We start from the raw sequence: 21,757 nt of genomic DNA on the forward strand, positions 1-21,757 counted from the left end.
GGGCCAGCCGCGTGAGCTGTGTCCGAGAAGCAGAGCGCTGCGGCCAGGAGAGCGATCGAGGCGCGTTTCATGGCAGAACATCCTCCCACTTCTTGAGTGCTTCTCTTCACGGGGTGCGACTCCTCCGCCGCGTCGCCCCCTCCTGCCCGTCGTCGCCTCGTCGCGCACGATTGAAGGTGGGTTCGGTAGGGATTGCCCCCCGCTTCGGAAAAGACTGCCCCGCCCCATCGACCTGCCCCCTGGGGGCCTCAGCGCAATCCGCGCCGAGACAGAGCTCCGCCTCCCCTCTCGACGGGAGAGAAGAGACGCATCCGAACGCAAGGAGAAACCGACATGACGTCCACCACAGCGAAGCGAATCTTCAACTTCAGCGCTGGCCCCGCCGTTCTCCCCGTCCCCGTGCTCGAAGAGGTGCAGCGCGACATGCTGTCCCTGCCAGGCGTTGGCATGTCGGTGCTTGAGATCAGCCACCGCTCGAAGACCTTCGATGCCATCCACGCACAGGCGATCGAAGACCTGCGCGCCCTGCTCAACATTCCCGCGAACTACCATGTCCTGTTCCTGCAGGGCGGTGCAAGCCTGCAGTTCTCGATGGTACCCATGAACATCATGAAGCCTGGCGGAAAGGCCGACTACATCATCACCGGCGCGTGGTCGAAGAAGGCCATGAAAGAGGCGAAGCGCGTGGGCACCTGCAACGTCGCGGCCTCCACCGAGAGCGAGAGCTTCACCCGCATCCCCACCCAGGCTGAGCTGAAGCTCGACCCCGAAGCCGACTACGTGCACTTCACCTCGAACAACACCATCTTCGGCACCCAGTGGAAGACCGAGCCCGAGGTGGGCCATGTGCCCCTCGTGTGCGACGCCTCGTCCGACATCATGTGGCGCCCCCTCGACATCAACAAGTACGGCCTCATCTACGCCGGCGCGCAGAAGAACATCGGCCCCTCGGGCGTCACCCTGGTCATCGTGCGCGACGACCTCATCGCACGGTGCGACCCGAACCTGCACACCATGCTCAGCTTCAAGACCCACGTCGACAACAACTCGCTGTACAACACCCCGCCCGTGTTCGGCATCTACATGATCGGCCTCGTCGGCAAGTACCTGCGCAGCATCGGCGGTCTCGAAGCCATGCAGGCGCTCAACGAGAAGAAGGCGGGCATCCTGTATGATGCCATCGACGGCAGCGGCGGCTACTATCGCGGAACCGCACAGACCAGCAGCCGCTCGCTGATGAACGTCACCTTCCGGCTCCCCTCAGAAGACCTCGAGAAGAAGTTCAACAGCGAAGCCACCGCGGCCGGCTTCGACGGCCTCAAGGGACACCGCGACGTAGGCGGCATGCGCGCCTCCATCTACAACGCCTTCCCCATCGAGGGGGTCGAGGCCCTGGTGACCTTCATGGCCGACTTCCAGAAGAAGAACGGCTGACGCCCCGTGCAGGCGGAGACGCGCCTCGAACCCATCGTCGTCACGTCGCCCTTCGATGGGCGCACCCTCGGCACCGTGCCTGCGGCGTCGACCGATGACGTGCGGGCCGCCATCGGCCGTGCCGACGCGGCCGCAGAGGGCTGGGCCGACCTCGGGGTCGACGCGCGTCTTCGCCTGCTCACCGCTGCTCGAGGGGTGCTGCTCGCCCGAAAAGACGAACTGGCTCGCCTCGTGGCTTCAGAGCAAGGCAAACCCGTGATGGAAGCCCTGGTGGCGGAGATCATGAGCGGGCTGAGCGCGCTGACCTACTACATCCACGAGACCCCGAAGCTGCTCGCTGACGCTCCCCGCCGCCATCGGCTCCCCTTCCTGGCCGACAAGCACGCCCGCCTCGAGGTGCGCCCACGAGGGGTGACCAGCGTGCTCTCTCCCTGGAACTACCCCTTCGCCATTCCCTTCTGCGAGATCGCCGCCAACCTTGCGGCAGGCAACGTGGTGCTGCTGCGCCCTTCAACGAGCACACCCCTCATCGCTCTGGCGCTGATCGACATCTTCCACGCCGCCGGCGTGCCGCGAGACGTTCTGCAGGTCATCACCTGTCGGACGCGCGAGGCCGACCCCTTGGTCACCGACCCCCGCGTTCGCCTGCTCATCTTCACCGGAAGCACGGCAGTGGGACGAGAGCTCATGGGCCGGGCATCGAAGACCCTCTGTCGCACCGTGCTCGAGCTGGGCGGCAAGGACCCCTTCATCGTCTTTGCCGATGCGCCCCTCGAGCGCGCCTCGCGCTGCGCCGTATGGTCTGCCTTCATGAACGCGGGGCAGACCTGCTCGTCGACCGAGCGCGTCTACGTGCATCGCTCGGTGATCGAACGCTTCACCGAACGCGTGGTCGAGCTCACCCGCGCGTTGCGCGTGGGAGACCCGCTGGCGCCAGGCACAGACGTAGGCCCGATGACCACCGCCGACGGGGTCGCCACCGTAGAGGCCCAGGTTGCCGACGCCCTGGCCCACGGGGCTGAGGTCGTCATTGGCGGAACCCGAGGCGAAGGGCGGTTCTTTGCGCCCACCGTTCTGCGCAACGTCACCCACGAGATGCGCGTGATGCGCGACGAGACCTTTGGGCCGCTGCTTCCCATCATGGCGTTCGACAGCGAAGACGAAGCCATCCGCCTCGCAAACGCCTGCGACTACGGGCTCACCGCATCGGTCTGGACCGCCGATCGCACGCTGGCGCGTCGCGTGACGCGACGTCTCGAATCCGGCACGGTCACCGTGAACGACGCCAACTTCACCTTCGCCGAAGCGGGTGCGCCCTGGGGCGGGCCCAAGGGTTCCGGCATCGGCCGCACCCACGGCCCCGAGGGCTTTGCCGAGCTGGTCGAGGTGAAGTTCGTCTCTGAAGACTGGAGCATGCGCAACCGTCAGCTCTGGTGGTTCCCCTACGAGCCCGCGCGCACCCGATTGTTCTCGACCTCATTCGAGCTGCTCTTCTCACCCTCGCTCACGACGCGCGTCGCCAGTCTCGTCGGCCTGGTTCCGTGGATGCCCCTGCTGGCCCGAGAAGCAGATCTACCGGTGATCTTGTCGCGCATCCCCCGCATGCTCACCGACTGAGGCCCTGCTTGCGTCTCAAGCGGCGCTCCTCCCCTCAGTCAGACGACTGACGGTGGGTGACGATGAACCGATCGAGCTCGCGCCCGTCCATGCCGATCTGTTGCACGAGCACGCGCCTCGCCGACACATCGACCGCGGTGAACGACCACTCTTCAGTGATGTATCGCGCCGTGAAGGGCTGCCACTGCTTCGGCTGGGCCTGACGCTTCACGTTTGCCAGGGGTGGTCCTCCCCCGCCGGTCACGATGTAGATGGGACCGTCCGGACACGTGCTCTTCTGTCCGTCGTAGACGAGGTCGAGCTTGAACGTGCCGGCCACCGACAGGTTTCGTGAGATCCATCGCCCGTCTGGCTGGCGCCGTGCCTCGAAGCGCGTTGGACGAGATCGCTGGTAGTTGTGGATGTGGCCGCTGAAGACCAGATCCGCCCTCCCCTTCTCGAGAACGTCGACGAGGACACGCATCCACTGGTCTTGCGTCTTGAGCGCCGATGACTGAAACGGCGGGTGATGAAAGACCACGAAACGCCAGGCGGCGTCTCTTGCCCGCTCGAGATCGTCGGCCACCCACCTGCGCAGCGTGGGGTCGGTCCAGTCGACGTAGGGGTTCGAATCGAGCATCAACCAGTGTGCCGCCCCCCAGTCGAACGAGAAGTTCCCCATTCCGGGGAACCGCTCTCCCGCCGCATCCTTGAATGCGCTGACAAAAGGCGCACCACCCACGACAGGGGGCTGGGCGGCGCGAGGTCCGTCGCTGGGCTGAACCCAGCTGTAGTAGTACGCCAGCGAATCGCTGCGGTGCGACAGGTTGATGGGACTTCTGCGCGTTGCGGGGATATCGTGATTGCCCGCAACGGCGGCTACCGGCACCGATCGCATGAGCGGCACGCCCTTCAGGGGTGAGACGCGGTCGCTGTTGTAGACGGGAAAGAAGTTGCGCAGGTAGTCGAACTGGGTTCCACGCGGGTAGGCGATGTCGCCTGGGATGACCATGAGCCCAGGCTGCGTCTTGAAGATGGCGCTCGCCACGCCGCGCTCAGAACCGGAGCCGTCGCCGATATCGCCAAGCACCACTGCGTGGAAGTCTCCGCCCGCACGCGGAGGCGCCACCCCGCTGGCGCGGAAGACCTCACGCCGGTTTCGCGTCACCACGTACTGGAAGCGCTGCTCGGGCACCAGGGGGGTGAGCGCAGCGGTGAGCTGGCGCTGTGGCGCGTCCCCGACGGTCAAGCGGCGTTCGGTGGTCAGGCACGAGACCGCGGGGTCGCCACCCACGCGGAGCGTGACAGCCCACGAAGCCTCTTCATCGGGCACCATCCAGACGAGGGTCAGCCGCGTAGGGTCAGGTCGGGCACCGATCTGAAGGTAGGGCTTGACGACGAATGCAGGCGACTGCGCTCGAGCCGCGACTGGGATGCAGAGCAACGCCAGTACAAGCAGAGCGCGAAGGGGTCTTGGCGCCAAATGTCAGCGACGATCTCGGTCTCGATCTCGGTCGGAGCCGCTGCCCGACGACGTCTTCGGCGTGCTCGAGGGCTTCGGTGTGCTCGAGGGCTTCGGAGAGCACGATGCCTCCGGCTTCGGCGAGCACGTGGGCTTCGGAGAGCACGACGCCTCTGGCTTCGGCGAGCACGTGGGCTTCGGTGAGCACGACGCCTCCGGCTTCGGCGAGCACGTCGGCTTCGGTGAGCACGACGCCTCCGGCTTCGGCGAGCACGTCGGCTTCGGTGAGCACGACGGCTCCGGGCGCGGGGTGCACGTGGGCTTCGGCGTTGCGGTTGGCGAAGGCGTAGGGGTGGCCGAGATCACCGAGGGCAGCATCGTCGGAGGGGTGGGCCCCGCCGCGATGGCGGTGAGCGGCAGGCTCAGCGCGGCCAGGATGGCGAGGGGAAGGATGCGGCGCATGGATGAGGGCCTCCTCTGGAGTTCGATTCGAATGGTTTCAGGGCCCACCGTGCGAATCCCTCTCACGCGCTCTGGTGCGATCCTCCGAAAGGCCGCAGCAAGCGCAAGTCAGAGGTCGGTCCCACGATCCTCGAGCACGCGCATCTCATCGAGGAACCGAAGACGCTCTCGACGCGTGGAGCGTCCAACGATGCCGCGCACACCGTTCTTCTCCCAGCACCAGCGCCGCTCGAGATCGCGGGCGCGCCTTGCGTGGCCCCATCCGCGGCCGCCGGAGCGCCGCTCTGCGTAGTCGGGATCCGGGTGCGGCAGCAGTCGGCGCAGCCCCCCCCACAATCCCGGCACCCGCTCGCATCGGGTGTCGTGGTCGACCCACACCCCCGCCATCTGTGCGACGCGCAAGCCTCGGCGGCTGCAGCGCAGGAAGAACTCCGCGTGCTCTGCCGCGAACACGCGCGCCTCCCACCCACCTGCAGCGCGCACCGAGTCTGTTCGAGCGAGCCACGAGTTCGACACGCGATCACAGTCCACCGCCCCATCGCCCACCACGCCGCGGTGACGGTAGAAGCGCTGGACCGCAAGCCCCTCGTGCATCTCGAAGATGGCGGTGCCATAATCGCCGCGTCCCTGGCACCCGGCCACCAGATCGTAGCCGGTGTCGTGGAGGAAGGTCAGCATGCGCCGCAGGTCGGTGGCCGACGTGAAGACGTGGTCGTCGTCACAGAGAAAGAAGAACGGGGTCTCGACGTGCGCGAGCAGCCGGTTGCGTCCGGCGCCCACCGTATGGGGCGCCCCCTCCGCAGGGTGCAGCCAGCGGATGGCGGGCTGAACGGCGGCGCCGTGCGGGAGCAACGTGTCTCGGCTGTTGTCGCAGACCAGAACCGGAACCGTGGGAAAGTACCGGCGCACCGATTCGAGGAATCGGACGATGCAGCATGGCCGATCGCAGGCCGTCACCACAATGGTGATCTCGCGGGCGAGGTCGCTGTCGTCTGGACCTTCGCTCTGAAGCCCACCGAGCAAGCGACGCCGCGCATCATCGTTCGCCCGCACCCGCGCCGACATCGCCGCACGCCGCTCGAGACGCGCCCAGAGCGCCGCAGCCCCGAGTGCGGCCGCCCACCAAAGCCCCCGCTTCCTCATCGCCCGTCCCCCGGGACGACCGCTGTCAACCACGGCATCGACACGGTATCGGTGACGAGTCCGCTGGCAATGCCCGCGAGTCGCTCGGTCTCGGTCCGGATGACAAGACGCTCGAACTCGTCACGCAGGTGTCCCGCGTGATAGAGCTCGAGCCAGCGGCGCCAGTGGGAGCCGATGGAAGGCGTGTAGCGCGGATTGGCGACCAGCGCAGCAGCACCGATGCGCACCTTGCGCTCGAACTGGCGGTAGCTGCGAATGGGTACATGCAGCACCTCAACCCCACGCCCCGAGACCCGACGCGTGAACGGGTCGACCTGCGCGTCGTGGTTGCCCATGTCGATGGCCCGCACGCGCTCCGGACGCACCATCACCTTGGGCTTGCTCGCGCGATAGATCCACGCGCCGTCTGAACGGGGTCGCGCCACGGCCACGAAGGTGCGCGCGTGAAGAGGCAGATCGGCGTCATCCGGGTCGACGGGCACCAGGTTTCTCGTGCGCACGCGGATGACAGAGGCCCAGTGTCGATTGAACACGTCTTTCAGGTCGCCCGAAGAAGGCACGAAGAACTCGTCGGCATCAGCGCAGATGACCGCGTCTGCACCCATCTCTTCCTGGGCGCGGCGAAGCAGGCGCGTCATGCGCTCCGCCTGGGGATAGTGCGGCGACGGATCGCGCTCGAGGGTCAAGACGCCCCGCTTCTCATAGTCGCGCAAGATGTCGAGCGTCTCGTCGGTGCTGCCGTTGTCGGCCACGAGCATGTGGTCGACTGCGTGCGCGAGATGGTGATCGATGGCGTGCGCAATGATGTCTGCCTCGTTGCGCACGAACATGATGGTGACGAGCGCGCGGGGACGGCTCATCTGCCCCCCCCCGGCCCATCACCGCTCGGCGGACAGGAGGTCGAGCCCTGACCGCGTCGGGCGCGCAGAGCCGTGCGGAAGACCGCGATGGGAGCGTGCATGGCGTCGAGCGGTTTCGTGCCGGCGCGATGCAACTCCTGGAGACAGCGACAGCGCTCAGGCCAGGGCGTCGATGGCATCGAGGGCCCCATCGGAGGTGCGGGGGACGAACTTGCGCGCGAACAGATGGCCGCTGCGCGCCAGTGCGGGAACATCATCGAGCGTGAGGGCGCGGGGGTGCGGTCCCCCGTCGAAGTCGATGAAGCGCAGGTTGTGCCCCGCCAGCGCGTGTCGGAACGGTGACTGCATGGCGATGCTCTGGAAGAGCATCTCGTCGGGCACGCGGGTGAGGCGAAAGAACCGCATCACATCCGGACGGCGGTCACAGAACGCGACGAAGTAGCGCGCCAGGGCGCCCGTGACGGTGAACCAGCCAGAGCCGAGGTGGATCTCGAGGGGCGGCGTGCGCGGCGCGAGGGCCGCGTTCAGCACGCGCTCGACGGGGCGACGCAGGCGCGCGCACGACAGCCACTGATCGAGGTGAAACCGCTCGTAGCGCGACGCCTCCTCGGGTCGCGCACGCACCTCGATGAACTCACCCCCGCCCGCGAGCAGGGAACGCATGGCGTCAGCCCCGCACAGCGGGTAGTCATGGCCGCTGAGCAGATGCACGTAGTCCGGCGATTCGCGCATCACGGCGCGCAATCCGCCGAGCGCGGCCCAGACCACGCTCATGCAGCCCCAGCGCACCGGGATGCGCGGTCTCACCCAGCGCACGTCGGGCGGAACGCCTTCCGAGAAGACGCGCAGGTCGGCGCGGGCGTCGAGATGCACGTAGACGGTCCCCATCTCGACCAGACGGCGCAGAAGGCGCCGCAGCTGGGCGGGATCGCGGTGGGCCAGAACCAGGCTTGCGATGCGCACGCCGCTCGCTTTTCACAGCCGTGCGCCCGCGTCCTGCCGCGGACGCGTGCCGTCTCGAAAGCCCCCGCGACCATGCCGCGCTGGCCCTTTCAGCGATGGCCTCTCGCTGCGCCGTCTGCCGGGAAGGTGCCATTCTCCACCCGAATCCACTGCGGCGGCAGCAGGGTGGCCATCAGCTGCGCATCGCCCTTGGAATCGGGCAGCCACCGCGATGGCGCGCGCACCGTCTTCTCGGGCGACGACGCGAGCCACGCCCCCCACCACGAGTAGGTGCTGTTGGCGATGATGTGATGACGGCACAGCGTCATCAACCGCAGATCGTTGACCGGATCGCGCTTAGACAGCGGCAGGTCGACGACCTCGCAGTCGGCCTGTGTGAAGTGCGAGCGACACCAGGCCGGGTCGTCAGAGAAGACGAAGAAGCGACAGGCCTCGTGCTGCTCGCGGCAGTGCTGCATCGCGGTGGCGTACCACGCGAGATCGAGCAGGTCGCGCCCGATGCGCAGATAGTCGGTGCGCCGCACATGAACGGCCACCGAGATGCACGCGGCGATGCGCGCCTCGACGGCCGCCGTGGCCGCGTCGTTCGGCGGCGTGATGACGAGCTCGCGTCGAATCGTGCTCGCGATCGCCTGGAAGTAGCGCTCGCTCTGGAAATAGCCGTTGAGACAGGTGTCATTGGGGAGATCGAGCACCGCCGAAGAGAATTCGAGCGACGGCTCTTCATAGGGGTGCAGGCCACGGCCGGGCGCGCGTGTCGAGAGCTCGGCCTCGAGGCTGAATCGACGCAGCTGGGCCACCACCCACGAGGCTCGCCAGTCGAGCAGGCGCCGCTTGTGCGAGAGGTTGAGGCGAAGCGTCGTGCCACGACGCAGCGCCAGCGCGCGGCCGGCCGCATACTCGAAGAGCCAGTTGCCCAGCCGACCGTTCAGCACGACTTCGATCACGCGAGGGGGTTTCCACACCCCCTGCACGGCTCCTGGAAGGGTTCGTGTCACGCTGCAACCGAACTGACGGCGAATGACCGACGTGGGCGTCTTCATCATGAGCCACCGCCAGACCGTCTCCGCCCAGCGTCTGGCTGAAGCATTCCGCCCCCTCGTGCCCACGTGGCTGGTCGACATGGGCTCGCTCCTGACCGAAGACGAGCGCGCCGGCTTCGACCGCGTGCTGCCCAATCTCTACTACGTCGGCGCCCTTCAAGAAGGGATGCGCTGGTTCGACACCCCCGGGCGATCGCGCGACGACGTTCTCCTGGTCATCACGGGGGACGTCTCGGTGCCAGACGCTGCCGCCCTCGTCGCCGACGTGCGCCAGGCCATGTCGAACCCTCGCGTGGGCGTCTATGCACCCGCCTGCCGCTCAGGGGTGCGCAGCATGCGCCATCATCCAGGCGCAAACCTGCGCACCGTTCCCTTCGTGGAGGGGTACTGCTTCGCGGCGCGCTTCCATCTGCTCGCCGATCTGCCTCTCGAACCCGAGGTGAATCGCATCGGATGGGGCATCGACGTCTATCTCGGCTTTCTGGCGCTGCGCTGCGGTCTCGTGAGCGTGGTCGACCATCGACGCCCCGTCGACCACCCGATCCGCACCGGTTACGCCAAGCGCGACGCGCGCGATCAGATGAACGCGTGGCTCGCGCGTCGGTCCTGGCCCGGACGGCTGTTCCGGTTTGTCACGAAGCTGCCCTTCGCCCATCACCCGCTCGCGGCCTCTACCATCGTGCGCCTGCCGTGGCGCGGCCTAGGGAGATGACGGCGCGCGCAGAGACGTTGCCGCGGCGTCGTATGCGCAGGTCAGGCTCCGATGGGGGTGCGTCCCCCCGCGCGGCGGATGCGGGCCAGCCAGTGATCGTTCGTCAGCCGCTCGAGCACATCGGCATCGAGGCGTGGCCCGAAGCGCTGCTGCCATGCCACCAGGCGTGCGGGCGTCACCTCGCGCCAGTCGTCGACGATGACGACAGGGTACTCGGCATAGAGCGCATCGAGAGGCGAGGTCTTGACGATGGGAATGGTCCCGAGAAACAGCGCCTCCCACACCCGGAAAGTATCCATGCCGTTCCCCTGCGGACACGCCTCGAACGCATGATCGCCATGCCGGCGCCAGCAGTCGACCTGACGCAGGCGGTGCTCAGGGAACCAGCAGTGGGCCTGCCCGTGCAACGCGGCGAAGGCCTCCACCCGCGCGGGGACCTTCTCATAGTGCGACATGATCTTGGAGTTCTTGGTGAACGTGCAGAGCACGCGCAACGGCCGGTCCCGGGGCAGCCCTTCGCGAACGCGACACAACGTGACCTGATCGCCGATGTCGTTGCGCGTGACGGTGAGATCGAGGGGCGTGCGACCGGCGAGCATGGTCAGGATGAAGCCGAGCCGCTTCTCGAGGCGCGTGTAGACGGGGTTGTCGAAGCCGATGGGCAGGCGGGTGAGCCTCTCGTGGGCATGGGGCACATCGCAGTTCTGCGCGAACCAGTGCAGGATGTGCGGGTGCTCGAGCAGCCCCTCGAAGCGCTTCACCGGGCTCAGGTCAGACTCACCGGTCACCAGCACGAAGGGGGCCGTGGCGTGCGGCAGCACGTGCGCGACGAACGCCGCGAGCTCGCTCGTCTTCACGTGAACCGATGCCCCCGCAGGGAGACGGGCCAGCCCAGGGCCGAGAAAGCGGGTCGGCACCTGGGGTCGTCGACGGTGCTCGATGTTCGAATCCCAGTCGACGACGAAATCACACCCCTCGCGCAGCCCTTCTGAGTGAACGAGGTGCAAGCCGCGCGCCGCGGCAGGGCAGTGACAGCCCAGGCCGGGCCGATGCGTGCAGAGCGTGGGGCGCAGGCGGGCACGCAGCGATCCGTGCCCCTCGGCCACGGCTCTGAGGGAACGCTGCAACAGGTCTTCGAGCGCAAGCAAGGTGCGCTTGACGAGATTCACGTGTCGGTGTTGGCGCCGTTCGCCATCGCCCCCTGCCGCGCGTTCCTCCGCCCCAGACCTGTCCACGCCGCGGCCACTGTCGAGGCCGCCCCACCCGGTCGCGAGGAGCCGAACGCACGACACGCAGAATACAGGCGCTCATGAGACCCCGCCCTGCGGCCTGCTGAGCCACACCCCTCGCCATGAAGCCATCGGTCTGCTTCGTCACATGTGAGCTCCACCCGTTCAACGGCGGCGGCATCGGCCGCCTGTTGCGCAACCTCATCGACGAGCACCACAGGGATGTCGACATGCACGTGATGCTCGCGTCGGCCTATCCCCTGCCCACGACCGACGGTGGCGGAACGCTCGAGGGCGTCACCGTGCATCACGCACCCATGAGCCGCTGGCACAAGCTCGTCGGCACGGCCCACGAGCACCGCATGTCACTCGAGATCTCTCACGCCCTGGTGCGGCTCGCAAAGACCGTGCGCTTCGACTTCGTCGAGTTCCACGACTTCCGCGGCTGGGGGGCGGCTGCGCTCGAGACGCGCGACTGGCAACACGGCCCCATCGTCGTTCGCCTGCACGGCACCACCGGCATCATCCGCGCCCACGAGGCGCGCGCGACCCCCATCGACGCGTTCAACGTCGCCCTCGAGCGACGGGCCCTCGACAGCGCCCATCGCCTCATTGCGCCGCTGCCATCGGTGATCGACGCCTACCAGCGGTTCTATGGGTTTCCCGACGCCTGGCGCCGGCGCGTGGAGATCGCGTTCCCACCCGTTGCCCCGCCGTCGGCGGAATGCGTGCAGCGGCCGGCGCGCGAACGCGACCTGGTGTTTGTGACCCGCGTGTCACGCGTGAAGCAACCCGACCTCTTCGTGCAGGCGGCGGCCCGCTTCATGCAGCGCGTACCCGAGTTTGCGGGGCGCGCCGTTCTCGCAAGCACGGTGGAAGACGCGGGCCTCTTCGCCGAGGTGATGTCTGCCATCGACCGCGACCTTGCAGACCGGTTCGTGCACGTGACCGATCCGCAAGCGCGCGCGGCTGCCGTGACCGGCAGCATTGCGGTCATCCCCTCGAGCTTCGAGACGCTCTCCCTGGCGGCCTATGAAGCCGCGGCCAGCGGCGCCACCCTGGTGGTGAACCAACGCTGCCCCGCCTTCGCCGACGGCACGCCGTTCGCCGCGCCTGAAGCGGCCTTCCGCTTCGACGGGACCGTCGACGACCTCACCCGATGCCTCGAGATGGCCTGGCGGTCGCCACGGCTCCCCGGTCCACGATGGCAGGCCGATCGCCCTTACTGGGAGCGCCCGCAACACCCCGCGTGAAGGTCACACACTCCCCTGCCCCACAGGCCAGCGTGGGCGCAACAGGGCAAGCGCACGACGAGAACGAACGGGGCCGTTCAGTCGAGAATCGGAGAGCGACATGCTGAAATCGATCGCAAAGATCGCGGCCCTGTCAGCAGCGGCGAAGCTGGCACACATGGTCTACCTCGAGCTGCGCAACGCCCATCACGTCTGGCACGACCCATGCATCACCCCCGCGGCGACGCGCGACGAGATCATTCACGTCGTGCGCACCTTCGCACGCGTGGCCGATGCCCACGGCCTGCGCTGGTGGCTCGACTACGGCACCCTGCTCGGCGCCTGGCGCATCAGCGGTCAGATGCCCTTCGACCACGACTGTGACGTATCGCTGATGGCCGAGGACATCGAGATCGCCCGCGCCTGCGCACGAGAGCTGGCCGACCACGGAATCGAGCTGCGGCTCGAGCGCACCTCTCTCTTCTACAAGGGCAGGAAGATCGGTGACGCCGAGCTCTGGTACAGGCACGGCGACCTGCTGTGCCGCGAAGCCGATCTGTCGACCCGCGAGGGGCTGCTCATCTGGTTGCGCAGATACACCGACGACTTTCCCGCCGCGTGGGTCGAGAAGCGCTGGGAGATCATGTTCGAAGGTGACTTCTACCCTTGCCCCAGCAGGCCTGAGCGCCTGCTGCGCAAGCGATATCCCACCTGCTGGCTGAGCCTGAGAATGGTCTTTCCGCACAAGCAGCGATGCTGGTTCTCTGCAGACTTCTGGAAGGCGGCGTGGATGATCTGGCGCTCGCGCCAGGGCCCCGTGCTGCGCAGACCCGAGACCCGGTAGCGTCTCCACGGGCCTGATGGCGGCAGACCGAGGGGCGTCAGCGCGAGGCCTGCCGCACCCCGAGAGGCCCAGACATCGGCGTCTCGCGCTGCCCCTCGATGAGCTGCCACCATCGCTCTCCCACCTCGCGAGGAGCAAGACCCTGAATGGCGCTCAGATTCGCGCTCCCCGCCTCGCGCATGCGTGACGCATCGAGGGCCTCGGTGAGCCGGGCCTCGAGATTCGCAGCGTCTCGAAAGAAAGACACCTGCAGACCGAGACGAGCGGTCTCGGCCCGTATCACCGGCAGGTCTGACGCGATGATGGCACGGCCATGCTGGGCCGCCAGGTGCATCACGCCCGATGTGCCCGAATCGCTCTCGTACGGAAGCACGACGGCTCGGGCGCGACGAAACAGCGCCGGCAGATCACGTTCCTCGACATACCCCTCGAACGTCACGCGCGCATCGGCCACCCGCCGCCGTAGCGCTTCGAGAAACCCCGGGAAACGAGGATGAGACGCCCCCGCCACGATGAGACGCGCGCCCGGTACGCGGCGCACCGCCGCTATCAGCCCCTCGAGGCTCTTGCCCGGCCCCCAGTAGCCGAAGGCAAGCAGGGTCGGCGCCCCGTCTGCCTCTTCAAACCCGGGCTCCCCGAGCGGCCCCAGAAGGCCGTGCTCCATGTGCAAGGTCATCGCCGACCGATACCGCTCGCGAAAGTACGCCACGTCACGCGGCAGGGTGAAGGCCACGGCGTGGGCTCGGGCGGCGAGCATGCAGGCCACGTGGATGCCGATGTGGTGCCAGGGTGCCAGCCGGTAGCGGGATGTGCCGGTGAGCGTCTGGGGAAGGTAGTGCAGCAGCACGATGGTGCGTGTCTCACGGGCCACCCTCGCCATGCCCCAGAACGCCGAGAGATTCGAGACGTTCGATCCCCACGCATTGAAGCTCGCGTTGAACAGCACGGCGTCGGGGCGCAACCGCCTCACGCATCGCACCAGGTCACCCGCCACGTCGACGCCACCGTGGCGCCAGGCCCGCTCCACCGCTACGCCAGCAGCGTCATCGACTGAGGTTGCGGGTCGACCGGCGAGCACGGTGATGCGACAGTCCGGCCTGGCCTGGCGCAGGCTCTCGACCAGGTGAGGGCCGTACTCGCTGTTGGCGCGCCCATCCGGATACCAGTTGCTAACAACAGCCAGATGCATGATCACGACGGGTTCGCGACCGGGGGGGCCGTGCCTTCTCGCGGCAGGCGCTCGAACAGCCGGTAGGTCTTGTTGCGGCGCGCCCCCATCGCCAGCGCGAGGCCCGCCATGCGCGCATTGTCTTCCACCACCCAGCCCAGCTCAAAACGATCCCACGCGTGAACCTGACCCAGCTCGGTGAGATGGTGCACGAGCGCGGCCGCCACCTCCGACGATTGCTGGTCGCGCCGCACCCCGAGCGCGAAGCCCCGATAGGTGCGGACGTGGTGCTGGCGCCGCAGGTACCGCCAGACGACGCCGGGCGAGAGCTGACCGTTGGCCTCGAGCAGAATCTCGTTGAAGTTCGGGATGATGATCATGCACCCCACGTCAACGCCATCTCGACGCGCGATGACGACCCCCCAGCGCTCGGGCACGAAGCGCGCCATCAATTCGAGCTCGCCCAGGGTACGGGCGTCAAAGGGCTCGAAGCCCCAGTTCCCAGCCAGGGCATTCTCGAAGATGTCGGCGATGCTGCGCACCTCCTGGCGCACCCGCCGCCGATCCATGACCCGCACCTCGACCCCGCGATCGCGGGCCCGCGCGGCGCGCGATGCCATCTTGTCATAGCGCGCAGCGGCGCGATCGATGGCATAGGTGTGCAGGTCCTTGAGACCGCTGAAGCCCGCCTGCTCGAGCGTGCGCGCATACCAGGGCGGGTTGTACGGCAAGAGAAAGAACGGCGGCTCTTCAAAGCCCTCGACGAGCACGCCGCTGTACGGGTCCTCGAGCGTGAAATGATAGGGCCCCCGCATGGGAAGGTCGGGGGCGAGGGCGTGTGCGGCGTCGATGAGCGCGCCAACAGCCTCGTCGTCGCCCTCCACGCACTCGAAGAAGCCGAAGTGCAGCGCGTCATGCATGCGACGCACGCCGATGCGCGCCACATCGACCCCCCCGCGACGCGCGATGAGGAAACGTCGATCGGGCGCGTCGATGCGCCCCATCATCGACCGCACGTGCAGGTCGAGGGGCGACACCCAGAGGCTCTCACGCGTCGCGTTGACCGCACGCGGCAGGGCGAGGAACCGCCCGATCTCGGCCCGGCTTCGCACCCGCGTCACCGCGAGGGTCACGCAACCCCCTCCGGACGCCCTGCGGACGCCAGTGCCCGCATGAGCGGCGACGTGGCCAGGAGCTCGGCGAAGGTCCCTCGGGCGGTGATACGACCTTCGTCGAGGAGCACGATCTCGTCACAGCGCTCCACCGTGCTCAGCCGATGGGCAATGACGATGACGGTCTTGCGCGGCGAGAGCGACTCGACGGCCTCCACGATCTCGCGCTCGACGCGGCCGTCGAGGGCACTGGTGGCTTCATCGAGCACCAGTACCTCCGGATCGTGATAGAGGGCGCGAGCGATGCCGATGCGCTGTCGCTGCCCCCCGCTGAGCGATACCCCGCGCTCCCCCAGCAGCGTGTCGTACCCCTGCGCCAGCGTCTCGATGACATCGGCCACGCGCGCCTGCTGGCATGCGCGCCGCACGGCATCGATGTCGATGTCCTCATCGTCGACGCCCAGGGCCACGTTTCGGGTCACGGTATCATCGACGATGAGCACGTCCTGGGCCACCACCCCCACGTTTCGCTGCCAGGCGTCCACCGCCGGGTCGCTGAGCGGCGCGCCATCGATCTCGACAGCGCCCGACGTGGGAGGCAGATAACCCGTGATCACGTCGGCGAGGGTCGACTTGCCGCACCCCGTCGGTCCCACGAAGGCCATGCGTGTCCCACGGGCGATCTCGAGGTCGATGGCCTCGAGGGCATCGGTTTCGCGACCCTCGTAGCGCAAGCCGACGCCCCGCAGCGCGATGGCGCGGGTCAAGGACAGGCGGACGGGGTCTTCCTCGGAACGGATGTGGGCGGCATCGAACAGCTCGGCGCGGAGGTTGTCGAGCGCGACGCGATGGTAGCCGATCTCGATGACGTTGCTGTAGACCCGCTGCAGCGCCGGCACCACCCGCCACACGGCCACGATGTACATGCACATGAGCGAGACCGCGGCCGACGGCGACCGACCGCTCCACAGCAGGAATCCGAAGATCGCAACGATGCCGCCCACAGCCACGATCTCGGTGACGTACCGCGGGACCTCGCAGATGGCGTTGTGCAGGGCGGCTGCTTCGAAGAAAGCCTGGTTTCGCGCGTCGAAGCGACGAACGAACACCTCTCGGCGCGGGCCCACGCGAGCGCCTCGGAAAACCGCTAGCGACTCTGCGGCGAGACGATGTCGCGTGGCGTCGTGATCAACGGCGCGTCTGCCGAGGGCATCGATGGTGCCGGCAAAGAGGCGATAGATGGCCAGATAGAGCACCGTCACCCCGATGGCGCTCAGCATGGCCACGCGGAAATCGATGGCCAGCAGCGCCACGCAGACCGCCACCACGGTGAGCGTCTGCGAGATCCCGCGCACGAGCGGCCTCACCACATTGTCGACCACGTTCCTCGAATCGGAGAGCGACCGACGAAGCAGCTCTGTGGTGTTGTGCGAGAAGAACCAGGAAAGGGGGCGATGCAGGTACGAGCGCAGCAGGGCCGTCGACAGTCGGCGGCTCAGGTCGGCGCAGAAGGTGAGGCAGGCGTACCACGTGTAGGCCGTGAGCGCGGTGGCCAGCGCGTAGAGGGTCACGAAAAGCACGCCGAGCAGCGCGGTCACGGCACCCGGATCGGTGACACCGGTCACGCGCGACACGACCGAGACCCACGGGTTCGAGGCGCTGCCCACGGCGTCTGTGGCCGACATGACCAGCGGAAGGACGCTGGTCACCGAGCTCACCTCGGTGAGGGCCGTGGCCGTGAAGAGCGCCAGCAGCAGAGCGAGCCGCCGCCGCGAACGCGGAGGTAGCAGATCGAGCACGGAACGCACCATCGAGAAGCGCATGAGAGGCCAGGGGTTCGCAGCGGTTGCGCGCGATTCCTACGACCGGCACGGCCCGGCCGCGGTGCGACAGGACCGTCACGCCCCACGTGGTAGTCCAGGGCATGCCGTCACGCCGCGCCCCCTCTCCCAGCCTCGCCGTGTCGGTCTGCGTGTGTGTCGCGCTGAACGCCGTGCCCGTGCTGCTCGGTCTCTGGGGCGCCCTCCCCTCGCCTGACGCCGAGGTGCACAAGTTCTTCGCCGATCACTACCAGCATCGATGGCTCGACCCCTGGGAGCCGCGGTGGTATGCCGGGTTCTTCGTCTACAGCTACCCCCCGCTGGCCCACCAGGCCATCGCCGCGCTGGCCTGGCTCGTGGGCATCGACGGCGCCTACGCCCTGGTGACGCTCGCCGCTGCCGCCGCCCTCCCCATCGCCATCTGGCACCTGACCGCAGAGGTCGCCGGACCAGAGGCCGCGTCGAAAGCCGCGCTGCTGGCCGCGGTGGTGCCGGGCGTGTGGGAGACCCTCTACCTCTGGGGCCAGCTGCCCAACGTCGTCTCGCTCGTGCTCGCCATCGCCGCGAGCGCGTACGCGATGGCGTACGTGCGCCGCGGTGGTCTCTGGAACCTGGCAGCATCGGCCCTGCTCGGGGGGGCATCGGTGGCAGCCCATCAGCTGACGGGCCTCATCGGCCTTCCCATGCTCGCCCTGGCGAGCATCGTCAGTGCCGTGACCAGCGGCGACGGCGACCCCGCAGGCACGCGCGTGAGACGCGCGAGCCTTGCGCTGCTCTGCGGCGTTGTCGCCGCGGCGCCCACGGTGGCGCCCTTTCTGTGGTGGTTCGAGAACGCGCGGGTGGCACAGGCGCCGGTGGGACACCCCAGCCGGGGCCCCTTCTTCCTCAACCCCGACGATGGCTTCGAGTACTGGCTCGGCATGTGGAGCCTCTCGCTCATCGGCGCCGGCTTGACCCTGCGTCAGGCGGCGCGCAGCCCCAGCCTGTGGCCCTTCGTCGCGGTGGCGGCGATCTGGGGCGTTCTCTCGCTCGGTCCGACCTTCACCCCGCTGCCCCACATGCTGTTCGGGGAGCTCGCCTCCTGGCTCACCTACGAGCGTTTCGGGCTGTGGGCCACCGTGCTGCTGCTGGTGCTGACCGGTGCGGCCCTCACCGACCCTGGCGCGCGGCGCGCCCTGGGACTCCTGTTCACCGTGAGCCTGCTCAGTGCCGCCCTGCTGACTGGGTTGAACCGTCTGCGCTCGGCCCCCCCGTGCGACCCTGCCGCCCCTTCAACCGTCGAGGCCGCGCGCTTCCTGAGCGCCGATGGTCGCGACCAGTGGGGTTACCTGACCCTCGGACTCGGCCTGCCCCGCGCCTTTCGCTTCTCGCGCCTGACCCGCGCGGTGTGTGTCGATGGCGGCTATCTCACGGCCCGTCGCGACCCGCTGCTGAGCCGAAGCGGGGCCAGCGTTCTCGATGGCGCCGCCGATGGCGGGGCCGGCGCGCTGGGATTTGTGCGGGTTCTGCTGCGCACCGCTCAAGCGCATCAGCTGCGCTGGGTGGTGAGCGGCAGCCCGCAGGCTGACCGGGTCGTGTCGGCCCTTGGCTGGACGCGCCGCGCCACCTGGGGCGAAAGCACGGCCGACGCACCCGACCGCCTCACCCTGTTCGAAGCGCCGATGGCAAGCCTGGGGCCAGGTGGAATCGAGCCCGCTCCGCCCTCTCCCGCGTCGCTGCGATGGCTGTGGGGCCTGGCCCCGCTGGGCCTGCTGTCGGGCGGGCTCTGCGCCGCTGCGCTCGCGCGCCGCGACGAGATGGCCGGCACGGCGTGAGCCTCGTGCAGGGGCTACCAGTCGAGAGCGTCGACATCGGTCGGTGACGCATTCGGCGCGTCAGCGGTCACCTCGCCGCCGCGCATGGTGATCACCCGGGTGGCCGCGCGGGCGATGGCGGCGTTGTGCGTCACGATGACGACGCAGCATCCGCGGGCGTGTGCTGCCGCGAGCAGCTTCACCACCTGGCGCCCGGTGTCGACGTCCAGGCTTCCGGTGGGCTCATCGGCGAGCAGAACGGCCGGCGCCTTGACCAGGCTGCGGGCCACGGCCACGCGCTGCTGCTCGCCTCCGCTCAGCTCGCTGGGAAAGTGTCCGGCGCGGTCATCGAGGCCCACCGACCGCAGCGCGTCATCGACGTGGGCGGTGCGCCCCACCAGCTCGGCCGCCAGCTCGATGTTCTCGCGCACCGTGAGGTGGGGAACCAGGTTGTGCGCCTGGAACACCACCGCCGTTGTGGAACGCCGATAGCGTGCGAGCGCCGCCCGATCGAGCGATGACACTTCTTCATCGCCCACCACCACGCGACCGTGCGTGGGCTGATCGAGTCCGCCCACGAGATTGAGCAGGGTGGTCTTGCCGGAGCCGCTGGGACCGAGCACCACGACGAGCTCGTGCACCCCGATCGTCAGGGTGGTGGGGCGCAGGGCCCACAGGGTGCGCCCTCCCACGGTGTAGCTGCGGCCCGCCGCGTGCAGCGCGATCACGGCGCTCCCTCCGGTACGGTCACGGGCGCGTGCCAGTATCCGGTGCGACGATCCTGAACCGCGCCGCGATCGATGCAACCGTAGGTGTGCAGCAGCCAGGCGCGAGCGTCAGCCGGGACCCAGGTGGGCTGCCCGAGGAACACCGCATCGCGCAGCGGGAAGACGAGCGCCTCCGGAAAGGGGGCCACGTCGCCCTGGCGCCAGCTGCGCTCGCAGCTCTCGAGAAGACCGTCGTCGCGCGTGCGGTAGAAGTAGAGATCGGCCTCCCAGCCTCTGTGCGCCACGTAGAGCTTGGGTCCGCGGTGGTTCGAGGAGGTGTCGAACATGCGAAACCCACGCGGGAGCCGCCGACGCGCCTCCCACACCGCGGGATAGGCCGACACCGGCAACCCGAAATCGATGTCCTTGTCGCCCGGTACAAGCCCCCCGTCGCGATGGCATCCGAGCAGGGTGCCGTAGGTGAGCCACCAAGGCACCTCGAGGCTTGCGAGAAAGTGGTTCACCTCGACGTAGACGTGGGTGAGCGCCGCCGTGATGGCGGCCTCTCGCTGACCGCCCTGCCACAGCGCGCTGTATCGCGCGTGTCGGGCCAGCAGGCGAAAGGGGCGCAGGGTGTGCAGCGCCGCTGCCCATGGGTCGCGATCACGCGGCGGGAGCGAGGGACTCACGCAGGGAAGCCACGGCGCGCCTGCGAACCTGGGGGCCCGATATGGTGAGCGCACCGATTGACATTGTGTACACGTGGGTCGACGGCGAGCGGGCCGACTACCGCGCGCTCGTGGCACGCCATGCATCGACCCATGCCCACATCAACCCGGAGCGAACCCGAGACGACCTCGAGCTGCTGCGCTTCAGCCTTCGCTCGGTATGGCAGTTCGTGCCCTGGATCAATCGCGTGCACGTTGTGGCGCAGCGTCCGCAGGTTCCGACCTGGCTCGATACCGAGCGGGTGACGATGGTGCACCACGATGAGATCTTCGAAGACCCCGCAAACCTGCCCACCTTCAACTGCAACGCCATCGAGAGCCACCTGCACCGCGTGCGCACCTCCTCCGACTGGTTCCTCTACTGCAACGACGATTTCCTGTTCGGCGCGCCTACCCCGCGCGACACCTTCGTCACCGACGACGGACGCATCCGCGTGGCCGGAACGCTGTTCGGACGCTCGCACCGCCGCGTGCACGATCGATGCTACGTACCGTCGCTGGGCTTCATCGAGCACGGCCCTCTGCTCATCTACCGACCGTGGTTCGAGGAGATGATCGCTGCCCATCGCGCCGAGGTCGACGCCACCCGCGCCAGGCGCTTCCGCGGACCGCGCGACGTGCGCATGGACGGACTCTACCGCCATCACCTGCTCACCCATCACGCGCCCGATGTCGTGCCCGAGCCCTTCTGGCGCTACGTGCGATATGCCCGCTTCCACAAGATCACCCGCCAGGCCGCGCGCCAGCGACGCGCCCTGGCCGCCCTGCGCGCGAACCCCCCGCGCTTCTACTGCCTCAACGACGATCAGCGCGACACGCCCAACCCCGCGGTTCAGAACGAGGTGCGCCACTTTCTCGAGGCGTCGTACCCCTTGCCCTCGCCGTATGAGCGCATGACCTCATGAGAAAGCCTGACGCCGGTCCAGACCGCGACGGCCGCACCGTGCCCGCAGACCACGCATCCGCGGACGCCCTGCTGATCACGGCGCTCTACGTCGCGTTCACCGGCCTGCTCTGGGCGGTGCTCGGGTGGTGGCTGTCGGCCGGCGCGCACGCGCTCGTCGTCACGGTGCTGCTCACCCTGCGACGCGCCCCCCAATCGCTTGCCACCGCCCTGCTCCCCCTGGTGCTGCTGACCCCGCTCTATGTCGAAACCGGACATCTCAGCGAGATCATCTGGGCCGGTCGCACCTTCGACGCGGAGATGCTCGCCCTCGACGACGCCCTGTTCGGACGCTCCCCCGCGCTCTGGCTGAGCGAGGTGGCGCCATGGTACGGGCTGTCTGAGCTGCTGCACGTGTGCTACGCATCGTTCTGGATCGTCGTCCCGGGCATCGCCCTCGAGCTGCATCGGCAGGGGCGGGCGCGCGATCGAGATGCGTGCGTGCTGGCCGTGACCGCCACGTTCCTGACGTGCTTCCTGGCCTTCATGACCGTTCCGGTAAACGG

20 protein-coding genes are annotated in these 21,757 nt (G+C 68.2%); 8 read left to right on the top strand and 12 right to left on the bottom strand.

Annotated elements, in window-relative coordinates; genetic code table 11:
• Window positions 1–333: 333 nt before the first annotated feature.
• Window positions 334–1,434, top strand: coding sequence for a 3-phosphoserine/phosphohydroxythreonine transaminase (gene serC, locus EB084_04110; protein ID NDD27431.1), 1,101 nt, complete (start codon window positions 334–336; stop codon window positions 1,432–1,434).
• 6 nt (window positions 1,435–1,440) lie between these two features.
• Window positions 1,441–3,051 carry an aldehyde dehydrogenase family protein gene (locus EB084_04115; protein ID NDD27432.1) on the top strand — a complete coding sequence of 537 codons (1,611 nt, stop codon included), beginning with the start codon at window positions 1,441–1,443 and terminating at the stop codon, window positions 3,049–3,051.
• Between the two features lie 34 nt (window positions 3,052–3,085).
• On the opposite strand, the gene EB084_04120 is transcribed toward EB084_04115, so the two are convergent.
• From EB084_04120 to EB084_04145, 6 genes are all read right to left on the bottom strand, one after another.
• Window positions 3,086–4,366, bottom strand: coding sequence for a hypothetical protein (locus EB084_04120; protein ID NDD27433.1), 1,281 nt, complete (start codon window positions 4,364–4,366; stop codon window positions 3,086–3,088).
• A 25-nt stretch (window positions 4,367–4,391) separates the two neighbouring features.
• Window positions 4,392–4,808 (bottom strand): hypothetical protein, encoded by a 417-nt coding sequence (locus EB084_04125; protein ID NDD27434.1) that lies wholly within the window; start codon window positions 4,806–4,808, stop codon window positions 4,392–4,394.
• Between the two features lie 254 nt (window positions 4,809–5,062).
• On the bottom strand, window positions 5,063–6,097 hold the full coding sequence (locus EB084_04130; GenBank protein NDD27435.1) for a glycosyltransferase family 2 protein: 1,035 nt from the start codon (window positions 6,095–6,097) through the stop codon (window positions 5,063–5,065).
• Entirely contained in the window at window positions 6,094–6,957 is an 864-nt protein-coding gene (locus EB084_04135) for a glycosyltransferase (GenBank protein NDD27436.1), read from the bottom strand. Before EB084_04135 ends, EB084_04130 begins: the two co-directional genes overlap by 4 nt.
• A gap of 156 nt (window positions 6,958–7,113) precedes the next feature.
• Window positions 7,114–7,920: a glycosyl transferase gene (locus EB084_04140; GenBank protein ID NDD27437.1), complete on the bottom strand. Its 807-nt coding sequence runs from the start codon at window positions 7,918–7,920 to the stop codon at window positions 7,114–7,116.
• Window positions 7,921–8,009: 89 nt separating this feature from the next.
• A complete protein-coding gene (locus tag EB084_04145; protein ID NDD27438.1) occupies window positions 8,010–9,044 on the bottom strand; it encodes an alpha-1,2-fucosyltransferase in 1,035 nt (344 codons plus the stop codon).
• Between EB084_04145 and EB084_04150 the strand changes: the two genes are divergently transcribed.
• Complete coding sequence (locus tag EB084_04150) at window positions 9,022–9,675, top strand: hypothetical protein (protein ID NDD27439.1); 654 nt, start codon at window positions 9,022–9,024, stop codon at window positions 9,673–9,675. The genes EB084_04145 and EB084_04150 overlap by 23 nt on opposite strands.
• Window positions 9,676–9,716: 41 nt before the next feature.
• Here the strand turns inward: EB084_04150 and EB084_04155 are convergent, their stop codons facing one another.
• Window positions 9,717–10,844, bottom strand: coding sequence for a hypothetical protein (locus tag EB084_04155; GenBank protein NDD27440.1), 1,128 nt, complete (start codon window positions 10,842–10,844; stop codon window positions 9,717–9,719).
• A gap of 182 nt (window positions 10,845–11,026) precedes the next feature.
• Between EB084_04155 and EB084_04160 the strand changes: the two genes are divergently transcribed.
• Window positions 11,027–12,157, top strand: a complete 1,131-nt coding sequence (locus EB084_04160; GenBank protein ID NDD27441.1) for a hypothetical protein — start codon at window positions 11,027–11,029, stop codon at window positions 12,155–12,157.
• Between the two features lie 100 nt (window positions 12,158–12,257).
• Window positions 12,258–12,980, top strand: a complete 723-nt coding sequence (locus EB084_04165; GenBank protein ID NDD27442.1) for a hypothetical protein — start codon at window positions 12,258–12,260, stop codon at window positions 12,978–12,980.
• Window positions 12,981–13,017: 37 nt separating this feature from the next.
• On the opposite strand, the gene EB084_04170 is transcribed toward EB084_04165, so the two are convergent.
• The 3 genes from EB084_04170 to EB084_04180 are packed head-to-tail and all read right to left on the bottom strand — an operon-like array spanning window position 13,018 to window position 17,083.
• The gene (locus tag EB084_04170) at window positions 13,018–14,175 is read right to left on the bottom strand and encodes a glycosyltransferase (GenBank protein ID NDD27443.1); all 1,158 of its coding nucleotides are present in this window, start codon (window positions 14,173–14,175) and stop codon (window positions 13,018–13,020) included.
• On the bottom strand, window positions 14,172–15,281 hold the full coding sequence (locus tag EB084_04175) for a hypothetical protein (GenBank protein ID NDD27444.1): 1,110 nt from the start codon (window positions 15,279–15,281) through the stop codon (window positions 14,172–14,174). The genes EB084_04170 and EB084_04175 overlap by 4 nt, the downstream gene beginning before the upstream one ends.
• Window positions 15,278–17,083 carry an ABC transporter ATP-binding protein gene (locus EB084_04180; GenBank protein ID NDD27445.1) on the bottom strand — a complete coding sequence of 602 codons (1,806 nt, stop codon included), beginning with the start codon at window positions 17,081–17,083 and terminating at the stop codon, window positions 15,278–15,280. Before EB084_04180 ends, EB084_04175 begins: the two co-directional genes overlap by 4 nt.
• A 101-nt stretch (window positions 17,084–17,184) precedes the next feature.
• Between EB084_04180 and EB084_04185 the strand changes: the two genes are divergently transcribed.
• Entirely contained in the window at window positions 17,185–18,894 is a 1,710-nt protein-coding gene (locus EB084_04185) for a hypothetical protein (protein ID NDD27446.1), read from the top strand.
• A gap of 14 nt (window positions 18,895–18,908) precedes the next feature.
• On the opposite strand, the gene EB084_04190 is transcribed toward EB084_04185, so the two are convergent.
• Together EB084_04190 and EB084_04195 are read right to left on the bottom strand one after the other, a co-directional pair.
• A complete protein-coding gene (locus EB084_04190; GenBank protein ID NDD27447.1) occupies window positions 18,909–19,601 on the bottom strand; it encodes an ABC transporter ATP-binding protein in 693 nt (230 codons plus the stop codon).
• Complete coding sequence (locus EB084_04195; protein NDD27448.1) at window positions 19,598–20,395, bottom strand: hypothetical protein; 798 nt, start codon at window positions 20,393–20,395, stop codon at window positions 19,598–19,600. Before EB084_04195 ends, EB084_04190 begins: the two co-directional genes overlap by 4 nt.
• Here EB084_04195 and EB084_04200 point away from each other — a divergent pair.
• Complete coding sequence (locus EB084_04200) at window positions 20,233–21,213, top strand: hypothetical protein (GenBank protein NDD27449.1); 981 nt, start codon at window positions 20,233–20,235, stop codon at window positions 21,211–21,213. The two genes, EB084_04195 and EB084_04200, sit on opposite strands and share 163 nt — an antisense overlap.
• Window positions 21,210–21,757 (top strand): hypothetical protein (locus EB084_04205; GenBank protein NDD27450.1); only part of this gene is annotated, 548 nt, incomplete at its 3' end. The genes EB084_04200 and EB084_04205, both read left to right, overlap by 4 nt.

Source organism: Pseudomonadota bacterium (assembly GCA_010028905.1).
GTDB lineage: Bacteria > Vulcanimicrobiota > Xenobia > RGZZ01 > RGZZ01 > RGZZ01.